This window comes from Vibrio crassostreae, from assembly GCF_041439375.1.
Classification (GTDB): domain Bacteria; phylum Pseudomonadota; class Gammaproteobacteria; order Enterobacterales; family Vibrionaceae; genus Vibrio; species Vibrio crassostreae_D.
Window position 1 is genome coordinate 235 of the sequence record NZ_JBGONY010000085.1, and the last position, 15,627, is coordinate 15,861.

At 45.1% G+C, this 15,627-nt stretch carries 12 protein-coding genes and 1 pseudogene; 5 read left to right on the forward strand and 8 right to left on the reverse strand.

The annotated features are described in order from the left end of the window. Positions 1-63: 63 nt before the first annotated feature. From yacG to nadC, 8 genes are all read right to left on the reverse strand, one after another. The gene (gene yacG, locus ACED45_RS22360) at positions 64-261 is read right to left on the reverse strand and encodes a DNA gyrase inhibitor YacG (protein ID WP_004735515.1); all 198 of its coding nucleotides are present in this window, start codon (positions 259-261) and stop codon (positions 64-66) included. Positions 262-342: 81 nt separating this feature from the next. Further along, a complete protein-coding gene (gene zapD / locus ACED45_RS22365) occupies positions 343-1,083 on the reverse strand; it encodes a cell division protein ZapD (protein ID WP_102331921.1) in 741 nt (246 codons plus the stop codon). A gap of 26 nt (positions 1,084-1,109) precedes the next feature. Further along, positions 1,110-1,724: a dephospho-CoA kinase gene (gene coaE, locus ACED45_RS22370; RefSeq protein ID WP_136985295.1), complete on the reverse strand. Its 615-nt coding sequence runs from the start codon at positions 1,722-1,724 to the stop codon at positions 1,110-1,112. Between the two features lie 2 nt (positions 1,725-1,726). Further along, positions 1,727-2,596, reverse strand: coding sequence for a prepilin peptidase (locus ACED45_RS22375; protein ID WP_017058945.1), 870 nt, complete (start codon positions 2,594-2,596; stop codon positions 1,727-1,729). Positions 2,597-2,662: 66 nt separating this feature from the next. Further along, entirely contained in the window at positions 2,663-3,892 is a 1,230-nt protein-coding gene (locus ACED45_RS22380; RefSeq protein ID WP_371715045.1) for a type II secretion system F family protein, read from the reverse strand. Positions 3,893-3,907: 15 nt separating this feature from the next. After that, positions 3,908-5,593 carry a type IV-A pilus assembly ATPase PilB gene (gene pilB / locus ACED45_RS22385; protein ID WP_371715046.1) on the reverse strand — a complete coding sequence of 562 codons (1,686 nt, stop codon included), beginning with the start codon at positions 5,591-5,593 and terminating at the stop codon, positions 3,908-3,910. Next, complete coding sequence (locus ACED45_RS22390; protein WP_076678249.1) at positions 5,593-6,006, reverse strand: pilin; 414 nt, start codon at positions 6,004-6,006, stop codon at positions 5,593-5,595. Before ACED45_RS22390 ends, pilB begins: the two co-directional genes overlap by 1 nt. 252 nt (positions 6,007-6,258) lie before the next feature. Next, entirely contained in the window at positions 6,259-7,149 is an 891-nt protein-coding gene (gene nadC, locus ACED45_RS22395; RefSeq protein WP_371715047.1) for a carboxylating nicotinate-nucleotide diphosphorylase, read from the reverse strand. Positions 7,150-7,232: 83 nt separating this feature from the next. Between nadC and ampD the strand changes: the two are divergent. The 5 genes and pseudogenes from ampD to lpdA all read left to right on the forward strand — a co-directional run bounded on the left by ampD (position 7,233) and on the right by lpdA (position 15,388). Continuing rightward, positions 7,233-7,831: pseudogene (ampD, locus tag ACED45_RS22400) on the forward strand (1,6-anhydro-N-acetylmuramyl-L-alanine amidase AmpD). A gap of 483 nt (positions 7,832-8,314) precedes the next feature. Beyond that, positions 8,315-9,076: a pyruvate dehydrogenase complex transcriptional repressor PdhR gene (gene pdhR, locus ACED45_RS22405; RefSeq protein WP_016768209.1), complete on the forward strand. Its 762-nt coding sequence runs from the start codon at positions 8,315-8,317 to the stop codon at positions 9,074-9,076. Between the two features lie 62 nt (positions 9,077-9,138). Continuing rightward, positions 9,139-11,802: a pyruvate dehydrogenase (acetyl-transferring), homodimeric type gene (gene aceE / locus ACED45_RS22410; protein WP_086711966.1), complete on the forward strand. Its 2,664-nt coding sequence runs from the start codon at positions 9,139-9,141 to the stop codon at positions 11,800-11,802. Positions 11,803-11,828: 26 nt separating this feature from the next. Then, entirely contained in the window at positions 11,829-13,715 is a 1,887-nt protein-coding gene (gene aceF, locus ACED45_RS22415) for a pyruvate dehydrogenase complex dihydrolipoyllysine-residue acetyltransferase (RefSeq protein WP_371715048.1), read from the forward strand. A 242-nt stretch (positions 13,716-13,957) separates the two neighbouring features. After that, complete coding sequence (gene lpdA / locus ACED45_RS22420; RefSeq protein ID WP_017059440.1) at positions 13,958-15,388, forward strand: dihydrolipoyl dehydrogenase; 1,431 nt, start codon at positions 13,958-13,960, stop codon at positions 15,386-15,388. The last annotated feature ends 239 nt before the right edge of the window (positions 15,389-15,627 follow it).

Consider the following 15,627-nt stretch of genomic DNA (forward strand, 5'->3'; position numbering starts at 1 on the left):
TACTCGTTACTCGTTACTCGTTACTCGTTACTCGTTACTCGTTACTCGTTACTCGTTACTCGCTTAGTGCGGATCTTCCGACCAACCATCGCTATCTGACATGTCTGGTGCGCCAGCAATGCTGTTCTCTTCGTCTGCCCATTCACCGAAATCAATCATCTGACATTGCTTACTGCAAAACGGGCGGTGTGGGCTTTGTTCGCCCCATTCAACGTCGGCATTACATTGAGGGCATTTAACGATGGTGATTTTTTTCGACATAGTGATTCTTAATTAGAGGGTATTGTAAGAAAGAGTTTAGGCTCGAGTGAAGGCTCAAGCCAAACTATAAAAGGAAATTAATTAGCTGCAGACAGCCAATTCAAATTCGATGTCTTGAGTACAGGCTTGCCCAGTTTCAAAGCTCATGAACTTAACAGCAAAACGGTTTTTGTGACCCGAGATCATCGGGTAGGCACCGTATTGCATTGGAATAGAAAGGCGAAGGATATTCGCTTCATCGGCATCGCTCTGGAAGAAGCCAGCACGAGCGATTTGCTCTTTAAAGTGGCCAGTCTCTCTGGTGAGCTTCAACCACAGTGTTAGCGCTTCATACAGAGGCTGTAGGCTATCCATCCAAGCTTTAGCATCTCTCATTCTCTTATCGAGAGGAAGGTGCAGCCAATAATGCAGTGCGGGTAAATCAAAGCAGCATGAGCCACCTGGAAGATTAAAACGTTGGCGAATCGCACTCAGAAAGCGGTCTTCTTTAAGTGATTGCCCAAAACGCTCTGCCTGCATCAGATCACGATAGATATTACCAATGTCATTGAGCAGCGATGTCAGCATTTCTTGATCGACACCTTCAACATCTAACCAGCTTTTGTAGGTTACACGTTGTTTCTCAATATCTTTTGCGAGTTCGCTCTTGAGTTGGATCTGTTCGAAGATTTCAATCAGATCAAAGATGGAACGGAAAAAGAGTTGATACTGTTGAGCATCGGAAAATGTAGAAGACAAGTGTAGCTGCCTCAAGAGTGATTCAACTCTTAAGTAGATGCGTGTTTTCTCATTTAGAGGATGTTCAAATTTATGGGTGATCATCGAGCAAACCTTCATTCAACATTGTTCTATTCTGACCCATCTACTGTACTGATTGCCAGATACTTTTGATGTAAATCTGTGATTTGAGGCAAAAGTTCTTGGTTTTTAGTATGGTTTTTAATCACGTCATCTGCAACTGCTAAGCGTTGTTCTCTTGAAGCCTGTGATTTTAAAATTGATGCAACTTGTTCCCTAGAAACATTATCACGACTCATCGTTCGTTCTATTTGCACTTCTGCTGGCACATCAACGATTAATACGCGATCGGTCATGCCTTGCATTTGGTTTTCAACCAATAGCGGTGCGACTAATAAACCATACGGGGATGTGATTTTAGACAAGTCACTGTCAATTTTCTCACGGATCATGGGATGAAGAAGATCATTGAGCCATTGCTTCTCTTTTGGATTCGAGAAGATCAGCTCACGTAACCTACTTCGGTTGAGTGTTCCATCTTCAAGCAAGATAGACTCACCAAAATGTTCTGTAATCTGTTTTAAGCCGTCACTGCCCAGTGCGACCACTTCACGTGCCACGATATCAGCATCAACAATATCAATATTAAAATGCTCATTGAACAGGTTAGCGACCGTGGTTTTGCCACTGGCGATACCACCGCTTAATCCGATAATGATTGCCATGGTTAAATTCCTAGTACAGAAGTGAAATACCAACCCATGATGTCGTTACCCCACATTAAGCTTACCCAACCCGCAATTGCAAGGTAAGGGCCAAATGGAAAGGCTTTATCGATGCCTTGCTGTTTCAGGCGAAGTTGAATTAAACCAAACACAAGGCCAACCAGCGAAGATAAAAGGATGATCATCGGTAGGTGCTGCCAACCAAGCCATGCACCAAGTGCAGCTAGGAGTTTGAAGTCACCGTAACCCATGCCTTCTTTACCTGTTAGCAGTTTGAACAGCCAATAAACAGACCATAAAGCGAGGTAGCCAGCCATTGCACCTACAACTGAGTCTTGAAGTGATACAGGGCTGATATTAAACAGAGCTAATGCGATACCAGACCATACCAAAGGCAAGGTGATTTGATCGGGTAACAGCATGGTATCGAGATCGATAAAGGTCGCAGTAATCAGTGCGAAGGTGAAAAAAATCAAAGCAATGGCGTAGTAACTGAAACCAAAGTGGCTAGCAACCATTGTGCAAAGTATTGCGGTAAGCAGTTCGACCAAAGGGTAGCGAGCACTGATTGGATTAGCACAGCTATGGCACTTACCCTTTAAAAACAACCAGCTTAAGACTGGAATATTGTCGACGATTCTTAATTGGGTTTTGCATTTAGGGCAGGTTGAACGAGGAATGCTGAGATTAAACTTTCCCTCTGGTGCTGGAATCTTATATTGAGAGAAATATTCCGAGCACTCTTGTTGCCACTCTCGTTCCATCATTATCGGTAAACGATGTATGACTACGTTGAGGAAACTGCCGATAAGAAGGCTAAAAATGAAAGCTAATACGGGGAATAGCCAAGGATAGTAGTGAAATACTTCCATAGTGTCCTTTACCACTTAATCAAGGTGAGCAGAGATTGCTGCTCATGGGTGTTTAGTTGCTTTTAACTATCCTAACACACTCATAAGATTAAAGATCGGTAAGTACATCGCAACCACAAGTCCGCCAACCACTGTGCCTAGAAACACAATGATCAGTGGCTCTAGAATCTTGCCTAAATTGTCGACGGTGTTGTCTACTTCAAACTCGTAAATCGAGGCTACTTTATTGAGCATATCATCAAGGTTGCCAGACTCTTCGCCAATCATCACCATCTGTAACACCATTTCGGGGAAGGCATTGGTATTGCGCATTGCGATATACATCGGCATGCCAGCAGCCGTTTCTCGGTGAACTTCAATGATCGCCGACTCATAATGCAGGTTGCCTGCGGTTTTGGCTGTGGTTTTTAGGCTCATTAAAATCGGAATGCCAGAACTAAAGCTTGTCGATAAGGTTCGGCTAAATTTGGCAATAGAGGCTTTGGCTAATACGCCACCAAGAACAGGGAAACGTAATCCTAGCCGACTGACAGACAGTCTGATCGAGTGGGAACGTTGACACAGTTGGTAAATAATCAGGACAACAAGCCCGATGCCTACAGCCGTATAAAAACTGTAAGCCTGCATCCAATGGGAAAGGTAGAGTACTTGTTGAGTAAACCAAGGCAGGTCGGCACCAAAGCCTGAAAACATCGATTCAAACTCCGGAATCACCACGGTCAGCATTAGATAAGAAACAGTCAGTGCAACGGTGACCACCATGGCAGGGTAAATCAGTGCTTTGACGACTTTGGATTTTAATTGCTCACTCTTTTCTCTATAGTTCGCTAAGCGCTCGAACACTTGTGCGAGATTGCCAGAAAGTTCGCCTGTCGCGACCAAGTCAGTATAGAGGTCATCAAAGTGACGGCTTGCGGTTCGCATCGCTTTTGAGATTGGCGTTCCGGCTTCTACGCCTTTGCAGATGTGCGATAAAATCGATTTCATTTCAGCTTTACGGTGGTTGTCTGATACCAACTTGATGGCTTGCACGATAGGCACCCCCGTAGCCAGCATGGTCGCTAGCTGCCTAGTCAAAATAGTGATGTCTTTGGCTTTGACTCTATGGGTTAAACGAGTGACGGCTGAAATACTTTTCTTTTTGATTTTCTTAATCTGAATGTGCTGCTCTTTGAGCTTTTCTCGTACTTCCAATTCGGTGAGCGCTAAGGTCTGCCCAGACACTTTCTTGCCGGAACTATTAATGCCTTTCCAGTGATAGCTTTTTAGTTGTGATTGTTTGGACTTGCTACTCATTGGTGCTCCATTGGGTTATAGGTACAGAACACGTTGCAGTTCTTGGTAGCTGGTGGTGCCTTCAAGCAGTTTATCCAGACCTGACTCTTGCAATGTTCGCATGCCTTCTCGGCGCGCGAGATCTTCAATCGCCAGCGCATTGGGTTGACTGATAAGACTTGTCTTGAGTTTGTCGGTAAAAGGCATTACTTCGTAGATACCAACGCGACCTGAGTATCCTTGATTACACTCATTACAACCTTGAGTGTTAGCTTTGTAGATGGTTTGGCTGTTAGGAATCGAGTGACGCAGAAATATGTCCGGTGAATCGTCAGTTTCTTTGCAGTGGTCACATAAGCGTCTCGTAAGACGTTGAGCAATGATCAAGCTTAAGGACGAAGCAAGATTAAAGGGTTCAATCCCCATGTGAGCGAGTCGAGTGACGGTTTCTGCGGCGGAGTTAGTGTGCAGTGTTGAAAGCACTAAGTGACCGGTTTGCGATGCTTTGATCGCGATCTCTGCCGTTTCCAAGTCGCGGATCTCTCCCACCATCACCACATCAGGATCTTGTCGTAAAAATGATCGCAGCGCCTCAGCAAACCCAAAGCCGATCTTAGGTGTCACTTGTACCTGATTGATACCACATAGGTTAATTTCAACAGGGTCTTCAGCTGTTGAAATATTGCGTTCTGTGGTGTTCAGTACTCGAAGCCCAGTATAAAGCGACACGGTTTTTCCGCTGCCAGTTGGCCCTGTCATTAAGATCATCCCTTGTGGGCGTTTCAGGGCATTGAGATAGAGTGCTTTTTGATCGTCGCTGTAACCGAGCTTATCGATATCGAGATTAGCTGCGCTGCTATCGAGTAGCCTCAGTACAATTTTCTCACCCCACAAGGTCGGCAATGTTGAGACGCGCATATCTATCGCGAGTTCATCATTCAAACGGAGCTTAATTCGTCCATCTTGTGGCAAGCGACGTTCAGCAATATCAAGCTTGGCGAGAATCTTTAAACGGGCTGATAAACGGCGACTTAAGTGGGAGGCTGGCTGTTGAATCTCGACAAGGATGCCATCACAACGCAGGCGTACTCGGTAGTGCTCTTCATAAGGTTCGAAGTGGATATCTGATGCACCTTTGCGTACCGCATCAACCAGTATCTGATTGATAAACCGGCTAACGGGGGAGTCGTCCTGGCTGAGGTCTTCAATCGACGCTATCTCGTCGTCAGAGACTTCAACAAGATTGGCGAGTTCATCTTGAGTGATCTCTTTGCGTTTCGAACCTTGCCCGGAAATAGAGCGGCCATACAACTTGCGTATTGCGCCTTCTAATTCAGAGTAGTTAGCGACAACTAATTCAATCTGTAATCCCGTCGCGAATCGGAAATCATCTTCGGCTTGTAAATCGGTCGGGTCGGCTGAGGCGAGTGTTAGAGTAGAATTAGAGACTGAAATCGGTATCGCACGATACTTGGTGATCAGTTCACGAAGCCCTAATTGGTCACATAAGATTTCATAATCAACATTGGCGAGTTGCACCAATGGCAGACCGAAGATGGCCTGAATGTTATGTGCGAGACTCTCGCTAGTGAAAAAATCCAGAACGAGTAAAGCTTCAGGTGTCGAAATACCCGAAGCATGTATATGTTCCGCAACGGCTTGTTCCTGAGTCAGGCTAAGTAAATCAGCCTGACATAGAACGGTTGGAAGGTTGGTTAGCACTAACCACAACCTTGTAGGGTAAAGGTTGTCCCTGAAATACCGCACTCCCACAAACCATCCTCTCGTGTCCAAGTAACAATGCCACCATTTGCGGAAGTACTAGTTAGGGTTACGGTAATGCTACCATTTGATCCTGTAGCTCCGCTTGCTGCGACGTTTATGGTACCCAGTGAAAAGCTAGGTATCGCAATACTTGCTGATGCCGGAAAACTTCCATTCTCCACTATATGTTGCTCTACTGGCGTTTTTAGTGCTGTTGATGTCGCTAGCGCTGAACCTAGCGCCCCTTTAGCTGAGTAATCTTGGTACGCAGGCACAGCAATCGCAGATAACACCCCAATAATCGCCACCACAATCATCAATTCAATCAGCGTAAAGCCTTTTTGGTTCGTTCTTTTGTTCTTGTTATTCATTGTCTAATTCCATTCTTTAGTTTGTTTCAGTGCAGGCACTGGTTGATGGAAAGAATAGAAGTTGAGGTGGGGCTGTGGAATGGTGTTCAGGTGTGGTCGCGAGTGGTTTGGTATTTATTGGTGTTGTGTTTCATATAGCGCGCAAATTTATGCGATCAGCTTAAATAACTGCTTGAAATACTGATGATTCAGGCAATAAAAAGGCACCGTTATAAACAGTGCCTTTACAGAAATTAATTATTATTCAGTCAATTACGCTTTGAATCTCATTGATAGATCCATTGCTTTTAGGTGCTTAGTTAGTGCGCCTACCGAGATGTAATCAACACCCGTTTCAGCGAACTCAGCGATGGTATCTAGCGTCACGTTACCAGAGTTTTCTAGTGCTGCACGTCCAGCGTTGATTTTAACTGCTTCACGCATCATATCTGTGGTGAAGTTGTCTAGCATGATGATGTCTGCGCCAGCGCTGATCGCTTGCTCTAGTTCTGCTAGGCTTTCCGTTTCTACTTCCACAGGTTTACCAGGGTTTAGCTCTTTTGCTGTAGAGATAGCTTTCTCAATGCCACCACAAGCGATGATGTGGTTTTCTTTGATTAGGTAAGCGTCGAAAACACCGATACGGTGGTTGAAGCCACCGCCACACGCTACAGCGTATTTTAGTGCACTACGTAGACCAGGGATAGTTTTACGAGTATCTAACAGACGGCACTCTGTGTGTTTGATTTTGTCTGCGTAGATAGCTGTTGCCGTCGCACAACCAGACAGTGTTTGAATGAAGTTCATTGCGTTACGCTCACCCGTTAATAACGCGCGTGCTGGGCCTGTTAGTGTGCAAAGCGTTTGGTTTGCTTCAACCTTGTCGCCATCTTCGACGTTCCACTCGATAGTCACTTCACCGCCCAGTTGCTTAAACACTTCATCAGCCCAAGCTTTACCACAGAACACGCCGTGCTCACGGGTAATGATGGTGGCACTGTTGACTGCGTCTGCAGGGATTAGACTTGCCGTAATATCAGCCGCTGGATCTAACGTTCCACCTAGATCTTCTTTGATGGTCTCAGCGACTGCACGAGTGATCTCTAGAGGCAGTTGCTGTTTTAAGTAGTCAAGGCGTTGGTGGCTGTTATGTGTGTTTTTCATCGCAAATCTAATCTTGAAAGGGAGTGGGAATGGAATGATACTCTTGCTTAACTTCAAATTAAAGAGGCTAGCGCGACTGCTCTATGGGCAAGGTCACAATCTATGTGCTGGCAAAAAAGAAAGTGAGACCAAGATGACGATCTGCTCCAATGGATGGTACGACAACGCTCGGCATGTTCCTTCCCCATATTTTGATACAAGACCAAGTGTCGATGATATCTCTCTGCTGGTGGTTCACAATATTAGTTTGCCTCCGGGTCAATTTGGTGGGCCTTACATCGAACAGTTTTTTACAGGTAATCTAGACCCGTCAGCACACCCATTTTTTAAGGTGATTCACCAAATGGGCGTATCAGCACACTGCTTAATTCGTCGTGATGGTGAGGTTGTTCAGTTTGTTTCGTTTCTTGACCGTGCTTGGCATGCCGGTCAGTCGAGCTTTGCAGGTAGAGAGCGGTGTAATGATTACTCGATTGGTATTGAACTGGAAGGTAGTGACTTTGTCGCCTATACAGAGCAGCAGTATCAAGCCTTGACTGAGCTAACGGAAAAACTGGTATCAAGCTTTCCTCAGATCACTAATGAACGTATCACTGGCCATCAATACATAGCACCTTTACGCAAAACAGACCCAGGTTTGGTCTTCGACTGGACAAAATTTAAAGGCAAATTGCGCTTCTAATTCCTCACCTTCTTCATGGCTCTACCAATTACAGAGCCTTGCTTAATCAACGTTTAGCATAACCACTTGTGAATTTTTGTTGTTGCTATGTAAAGAAAGTGGTGGAGGGAAGAGCAGCAATAAACCAAGAGTGTGACGAGCTTATCAAACGCCCATTTGTTAAAGGTTATGAACAGGATTTCCATCCTAAATGTGCGTTTGGTTTGATTTTTAAACAAGTGACACTAATCTTTCTGAAACAATTCATTTTTATCCTGAAATTTTCTAGCACGAAACCTCCCCAAAAGTATTAGCCCTGTAAATGGTAAGACCAATTTGGTTGCCGTTTTAAATTTCATTTGTTAAGTCACGGTTAATTCACCCTGCATTCTATGATGCAGGTCAATTTTACACTGGACAGTAGCGTTTTAATTATGTTAATTTCTGCCCAACTTAAAATTGGTATTACCAATTGTCAGCGAAGAAAAAGAAGAACAACAAACTATGGCTTATCAAAGGATTCGTCAGCCAAAACTCTCCGATGTTATCGAACAAGAGTTAGAAAGGTTGATAGTGGAAGGAACACTGGCTCCTGGGCAGCAGCTGCCGCCTGAGCGCGAACTGGCGAAACAGTTCGATGTGTCTCGTCCTTCAATCCGAGAAGCGATACAACGTTTAGAAGCAAAACGCTTGCTTACTCGCCGTCAAGGTGGGGGGACGTTTGTTAGCGAAAATATCTGGAAAAGCTTTTCAGATCCTTTGCTTAATTTGTTGTCCTCCCATTCTGAAACCCAACTAGACTTGTTGGAATCGCGTCACGCGATGGAAGGGATTTCGGCTTACTTCGCGGCATTGCGTGGCACTGATGAAGACTTTGCTCGTATTCAAGCATGCCAAGAAAAGATTCATGGCGCGCAAGATAAAGGTGATATTGAAGCCGAATCAGCAGCGGTGATGGCTTTTCTTATTGCTTTAACAGAGGCCGCGCACAATGTGGTGTTATTACACATTGTTCGTAGTTTGGCTCCGTTACTCGAACAAAACGTCTTAGAGAATTTAAAGCTGTTGCATCGTCGTAAAGACGTTGTGGAGAAAGTGAGTATACATCGAGCTAACATTGTAGATGCGATCGTTTCAGGACAGCCAGAACAGGCGCGTGAAATGTCACACTCTCATTTAGCTTATATCGAAGAAACATTGCTGGATTTGACCAAAGAAGAATCGCGCCGCGAACGTTCTTTACGTCGAATTCAACAGGGTAAATAGCCGTAATACTTCGGCTTTTTACGTGTTTAGTAGAATCCAACTAACAAAAAGGATAGATCGCCATGTCTGACATGAAGCATGACGTTGATGCTCTGGAAACTCAAGATTGGTTAGAAGCTCTTGAGTCAGTAGTACGTGAAGAAGGTGTAGAACGTGCACAGTTTTTACTAGAACAAGTTCTAGATAAAGCGCGTTTAGATGGTGTTGATATGGCTACAGGCATCAACACAAACTACATCAACACAATTCCAGCAGCACAAGAGCCAGCTTACCCTGGTGACGTAACTCTTGAGCGTCGTATTCGTTCGATTATTCGCTGGAACGCAATCATGATCGTATTGCGCGCTTCTAAGAAAGACCTAGACCTTGGTGGTCACATGGCTTCTTACCAGTCAGCAGCAGCGTTCTACGAAGTATGTTTCAACCACTTCTTCCGTGCTCCAAACGAGACTGACGGTGGCGATCTAGTTTACTACCAAGGTCACATCTCTCCAGGTATCTACTCTCGTGCATTCGTTGAAGGTCGTCTAACTGAAGAGCAGCTAGATAACTTCCGTCAAGAAGTTGATGGTAAAGGTATCCCTTCTTACCCGCACCCTAAACTGATGCCTGAGTTCTGGCAGTTCCCTACAGTATCTATGGGTCTAGGTCCGATCTCTGCGATCTACCAAGCTCGTTTCCTTAAGTACCTAGAAGGCCGTGGTCTTAAAGATACTTCCGCGCAACGCGTATACGCGTTCCTAGGCGACGGTGAGATGGATGAGCCAGAATCACGTGGTGCTATCTCTTTCGCTGCGCGTGAGAAGCTAGATAACCTATGTTTCCTAATCAACTGTAACCTACAGCGTCTAGATGGCCCTGTAATGGGTAACGGTAGCATCATCCAAGAACTTGAAGGCCTATTTAAAGGTGCAGGTTGGAACGTTGTTAAAGTTATCTGGGGTAGCAACTGGGATTCTCTACTAGCTAAAGACACTACTGGTAAGCTTCTTCAACTAATGAACGAAACTATCGATGGTGACTACCAGACATTCAAATCTAAAGATGGCGCATACGTACGTGAGCACTTCTTTGGTAAGTACCCAGAAACAGCTGCACTCGTTGCAGACATGACTGACGACCAGATCTTCGAACTGAAGCGTGGTGGTCACGATTCTTCTAAGCTGTTCGCTGCATTTAACAATGCAAAAGAGACAGGTGGCAAACCAACAGTAATCCTAGCTAAAACAGTTAAAGGTTACGGCATGGGTGAAGCTGCAGAAGGTAAGAACATCGCTCACGGTGTTAAGAAGATGGACATGACTCACGTACAATACCTACGTGACCGTCTAGGTCTACAAGATCTACTTTCTGATGAGAAAGTATCTGAGCTTCCTTACCTGACTTTGGAAGAAGGTTCTGCTGAGTACGAATACTTACATGCTCGTCGTAAAGCCCTACAAGGTTACACGCCAGCACGTCTGCCTAAGTTCACTCAAGAGTTCAAAGTTCCTGAGCTAGACGCATTCGCACCTCTACTAGGTGAACAGAAGCGTGATATCTCTACAACTATGGCTTATGTACGTACGCTAAACATCCTACTGAAAGACAAAAACATCGGTAAGAACATCGTTCCTATCATCTGTGATGAAGCTCGTACATTCGGTATGGAAGGTCTATTCCGTCAGGTTGGTATCTACAACCCACACGGTCAAGAATACACACCTGAAGATAAAGGCATCGTTTCTTACTACAAAGAAGCAACGTCTGGTCAAGTACTTCAAGAAGGTATCAACGAGCTAGGTTCTATGGCTTCATGGGTTGCAGCTGCAACTTCATACAGCACGAACGACCTACCAATGATCCCGTTCTACATCTACTACTCAATGTTCGGTTTCCAACGTATTGGTGACATGGCATGGCTAGCAGGTGACCAACAAGCTCGTGGCTTCCTACTAGGTGCTACAGCTGGTCGTACAACACTGAACGGTGAAGGTCTACAGCACGAAGATGGTCACTCGCACATTCAAGCGAACACGATCCCTAACTGTATCTCTTACGACCCAACGTTCGCTTACGAGCTAGCAGTAATCATGCAAGACGGTATCCGTCGCATGTACGGTCCTGAGCAAGAGAACGTTTACTACTACCTAACAGTAATGAACGAGAACTACGCAATGCCAGCAATGCCAGAAGGCGCTGAAGAAGGCATCCGTAAGGGTATCTACAAGCTTGAATCTCACGCTGGTGCTAAGGGCAAAGTTCAACTAATGAGCTCTGGTACTATCATGAACGAAGCGCGTAAAGCAGCTGAAATTCTAAGCGAAGAGTACGGCGTAGCATCTGACGTATTCTCAGTAACGTCGTTCAACGAACTAACTCGTGACGGCCAAGCGGTAGAGCGTGACAACATGCTTCACCCAGAAGCTGAAGAGAAAGTACCGTACATCACGACTGTTCTTGGTAAAGAACCTGCAATCGCAGTGACTGACTACATGAAGAACTACGCTGAGCAAGTACGTGCGTACATGCCAACTGAGTCTTACAAAGTACTTGGTACAGATGGTTTCGGCCGCTCTGACAGCCGTGCAAACCTACGTCGTCACTTCGAAGTTAACGCTGGCTACATCGTAGTTGCAGCTCTAACTGAACTGGCTAAACGTGGTGACATCGAGAAATCAGTAGTTGTTGAAGCAATTGCTAAGTTCGATATCGACACTGAAAAAACTAACCCGCAATACGCATAAGACTGGCATTAAGGTAGGTAAATACAATGACAATCGAAATTAATGTACCAGACATCGGTGCTGACGAGGTTGAAGTAACTGAGATTCTTGTAAACGTTGGTGACAAGGTTGAAGAAGAGCAGTCACTGATCACTGTTGAAGGCGACAAAGCTTCAATGGAAGTTCCAGCGTCTCAAGCGGGTATCGTTAAAGAAATCAAAGTAGCTGAAGGCGATTCAGTTTCTACTGGTTCTCTTATCATGATCTTCGAAGCGGAAGGTGCTGCTGCAGCACCGGCTGCGCCAGCAGTTGAAGCGGCGGCACCAGTTGCTGCAGCTCCTGCAGCGGCGGCTGAGCTTAAAGAAGTTCACGTACCAGACATCGGCGGTGATGAAGTTGAAGTAACTGAAATCATGGTTGCAATCGGTGATGCAGTAGAAGAAGAGCAATCTCTTCTTACTGTTGAAGGCGACAAGGCTTCTATGGAAGTTCCTGCACCATTCGCTGGTATAGTTAAAGAAATCAAGATCGCTTCTGGTGATTCAGTTTCTACTGGTTCTCTAGTAATGGTATTCGAAGTGGCTGGTTCAGCACCTGCAGCAGCTCCGGCTCCTGCGGCGGCAGCACCAGTTGCAGCGGCTCCAGCAGCATCTGCTGAGAAAGAAGTAAACGTTCCTGATATCGGTGGTGACGAAGTAGAAGTTACTGAAATCATGGTAGCGGTTGGCGATACAGTAGAAGAAGAGCAATCTCTAATTACTGTTGAAGGCGACAAAGCTTCAATGGAAGTTCCTGCACCATTCGCTGGTACAGTAAAAGAAATCAAGATTGTAGCTGGCGACAAAGTGTCTACTGGCTCTCTAATCATGACTTTCGTAGTTGAAGGCGCAGCTCCTGCTCCTGTTGCAGCACCTGCACAAGCAGCAGCTCCAGCGGCTGCTCCTAAAGCAGAAGCACCTGCAGCGGCTCCAGCAGCAGCTGGCGACTTCCAAGAGAACGGTGACTACGCTCACGCTTCTCCAGTAGTTCGTCGTCTAGCTCGTGAATTTGGCGTTAACCTTTCTAAGGTTAAAGGTACTGGTCGTAAGAGCCGTATCCTTAAAGAAGACGTTCAGTCTTACGTTAAAGATGCACTTAAGCGTCTAGAGTCTGGTGCAGCGGCATCTGGCAAAGGCGGCGACGGTTCTGCTCTTGGTCTACTACCATGGCCAAAAGTTGACTTCAGTAAGTTCGGCGAAACTGAAGTTCAGAAGCTTTCTAAGATTAAGAAGATCTCTGGCGCTAACCTACACCGTAACTGGGTAATGATTCCTCACGTTACACAGTGGGATAACGCAGACATCACTGAGCTAGAAGCATTCCGTAAAGAACAGAACGCAATCGAAGCGAAGAAAGACACTGGCATGAAGATCACTCCACTTGTGTTCATCATGAAAGCTGTCGCTAAAGCGCTAGAAGCATTCCCAGCGTTTAACTCTTCTCTTTCTGAAGATGGCGAAAGCATCATTCTTAAGAAGTACGTAAACGTGGGTATCGCTGTTGATACACCAAACGGTCTAGTTGTTCCTGTATTCAAAGACGTGAACAAGAAAGGCATTTACGAGCTATCTGAAGAGCTAATGGCTGTTTCTAAGAAAGCACGTTCTGGTAAGCTAACAGCGGCAGACATGCAAGGTGGTTGTTTCACAATCTCTAGCCTTGGTGGTATTGGCGGTACTGCATTTACTCCAATCGTAAATGCTCCAGAAGTAGGTATCCTAGGTGTATCTAAGTCTGAAATTAAGCCAGTTTGGAATGGTAAAGAGTTCCAACCACGTCTACAGCTTCCACTGTCTCTATCATACGACCACCGTGTGATCGATGGTGCTGAAGGTGCACGCTTCATTACTTTCCTAAACAGCGCACTATCTGACATTCGTCGTCTAGTACTGTAATTGAGAAAGTAATTATTAAGGTGACTTTCGGGTCACCTTAATTCTTTATATAAAGACTATTTTTAGAGAACAGTTTCCTGCATTTCTCATAATCTGATAGGGAATTGTTGTCTAGCTCACAGGCTAACTTAAAGCTACTTTCACACTGTTAACATCTCTGTAAAATGTTTCCTGTTTGAAAGCCCAATAATTTTAAGAACATCTACTCAGCCTGTTAGGGATAATGACTACAAGAGGTCACAATGAGCAAAGAAATTAAAGCCCAAGTTGTTGTACTTGGTTCAGGTCCTGCTGGTTACTCAGCGGCATTCCGTTGTGCGGATTTAGGTCTAGAAACAGTACTAGTTGAACGTTACAGCACTCTTGGTGGTGTATGTCTAAACGTTGGTTGTATTCCATCAAAAGCACTTCTTCACGTTTCTAAAGTAATCGAAGAAGCTAAAGCGATGGCAGAGCACGGCGTTGTATTCGGCGAGCCACAAACGGACATCAACAAGATCCGTATTTGGAAAGAAAAAGTAGTTGATCAACTAACTGGCGGTCTTGGCGGTATGGCTAAGATGCGTAACGTTACTGTTGTTAACGGTTTCGGTAAGTTCACTGGTCCTAACAGCATTCTTGTTGAAGGCGAAGGCGAAGCAACAACTGTTAACTTCGACAATGCAATCATTGCTGCGGGTTCTCGCCCAATCAAACTTCCTTTCATCCCACATGAAGACCCACGTATTTGGGATTCTACGGATGCACTAGAACTAAACGAAGTACCTGAAAAACTGCTTATCATGGGCGGCGGTATCATTGGTCTTGAGATGGGTACGGTTTACCACTCTCTAGGTTCTAAAGTTGAAGTTGTAGAGATGTTCGATCAAGTTATCCCTGCTGCGGATAAAGACATCGTTAAAGTTTTCACTAAACGCATTAAGAACAAGTTCAAGCTAATGCTTGAAACTAAAGTTACAGCTGTTGAAGCGAAAGAAGACGGTATCTACGTTTCAATGGAAGGCAAAAAAGCACCAGCTGAAGCTGAGCGCTACGATGCTGTTCTTGTTGCTATCGGTCGTGTTCCAAACGGTGCACTTATCGACGCTGAAAAAGCGGGTATCGAAGTTGATGAGCGTGGCTTCATCAATGTTGATAAGCAAATGCGTACTAACGTTCCTCACATCCACGCGATCGGTGACGTTGTTGGTCAACCAATGCTTGCTCACAAAGGTGTGCATGAAGGTCACGTAGCTGCTGAAGTTATCTCTGGTAAGAAGCACTACTTCGACCCTAAAGTAATCCCATCAATTGCGTACACTGAGCCAGAAGTTGCTTGGGTAGGTAAGACTGAGAAAGAAGCGAAAGCGGAAGGCATCAACTACGAAGTTGCTACTTTCCCTTGGGCTGCTTCTGGTCGTGCAATTGCTTCTGACTGTGCAGACGGCGTTACTAAGATGATCTTCGATAAAGATACTCATCGCGTAATCGGTGGTGCTGTTGTTGGTACTAATGGTGGTGAACTTCTTGGTGAAATCGGCCTAGCAATCGAAATGGGTTGTGATGCAGAAGATATCGCTCTTACTATCCACGCTCACCCAACTCTACACGAGTCTGTTGGTCTAGCTGCGGAAGTATTCGAAGGTTCAATCACTGACCTTCCAAACAAGAAAGCAGTGAAAAAGAAGAAATAATTCTTTCTTAGCCACTCGCTAATGTTTTTAAAAGCCGCTGATTCGTCAGCGGTTTTTTTATGTCTGAAGTAAGGAACAGGAACGTTTCACTCCGAGATGCGAGTACGCTGCGCTTCGGGATGCGAAGAGCCATTCCATTCTACAAAAAAGGGTTGACCGCTTAGGCCAACCCTTAAATTATTTACTCGAATCTCGAATCTCGAATCTCGAATCTCGAATCTCGAATCTCGAATCTCGAA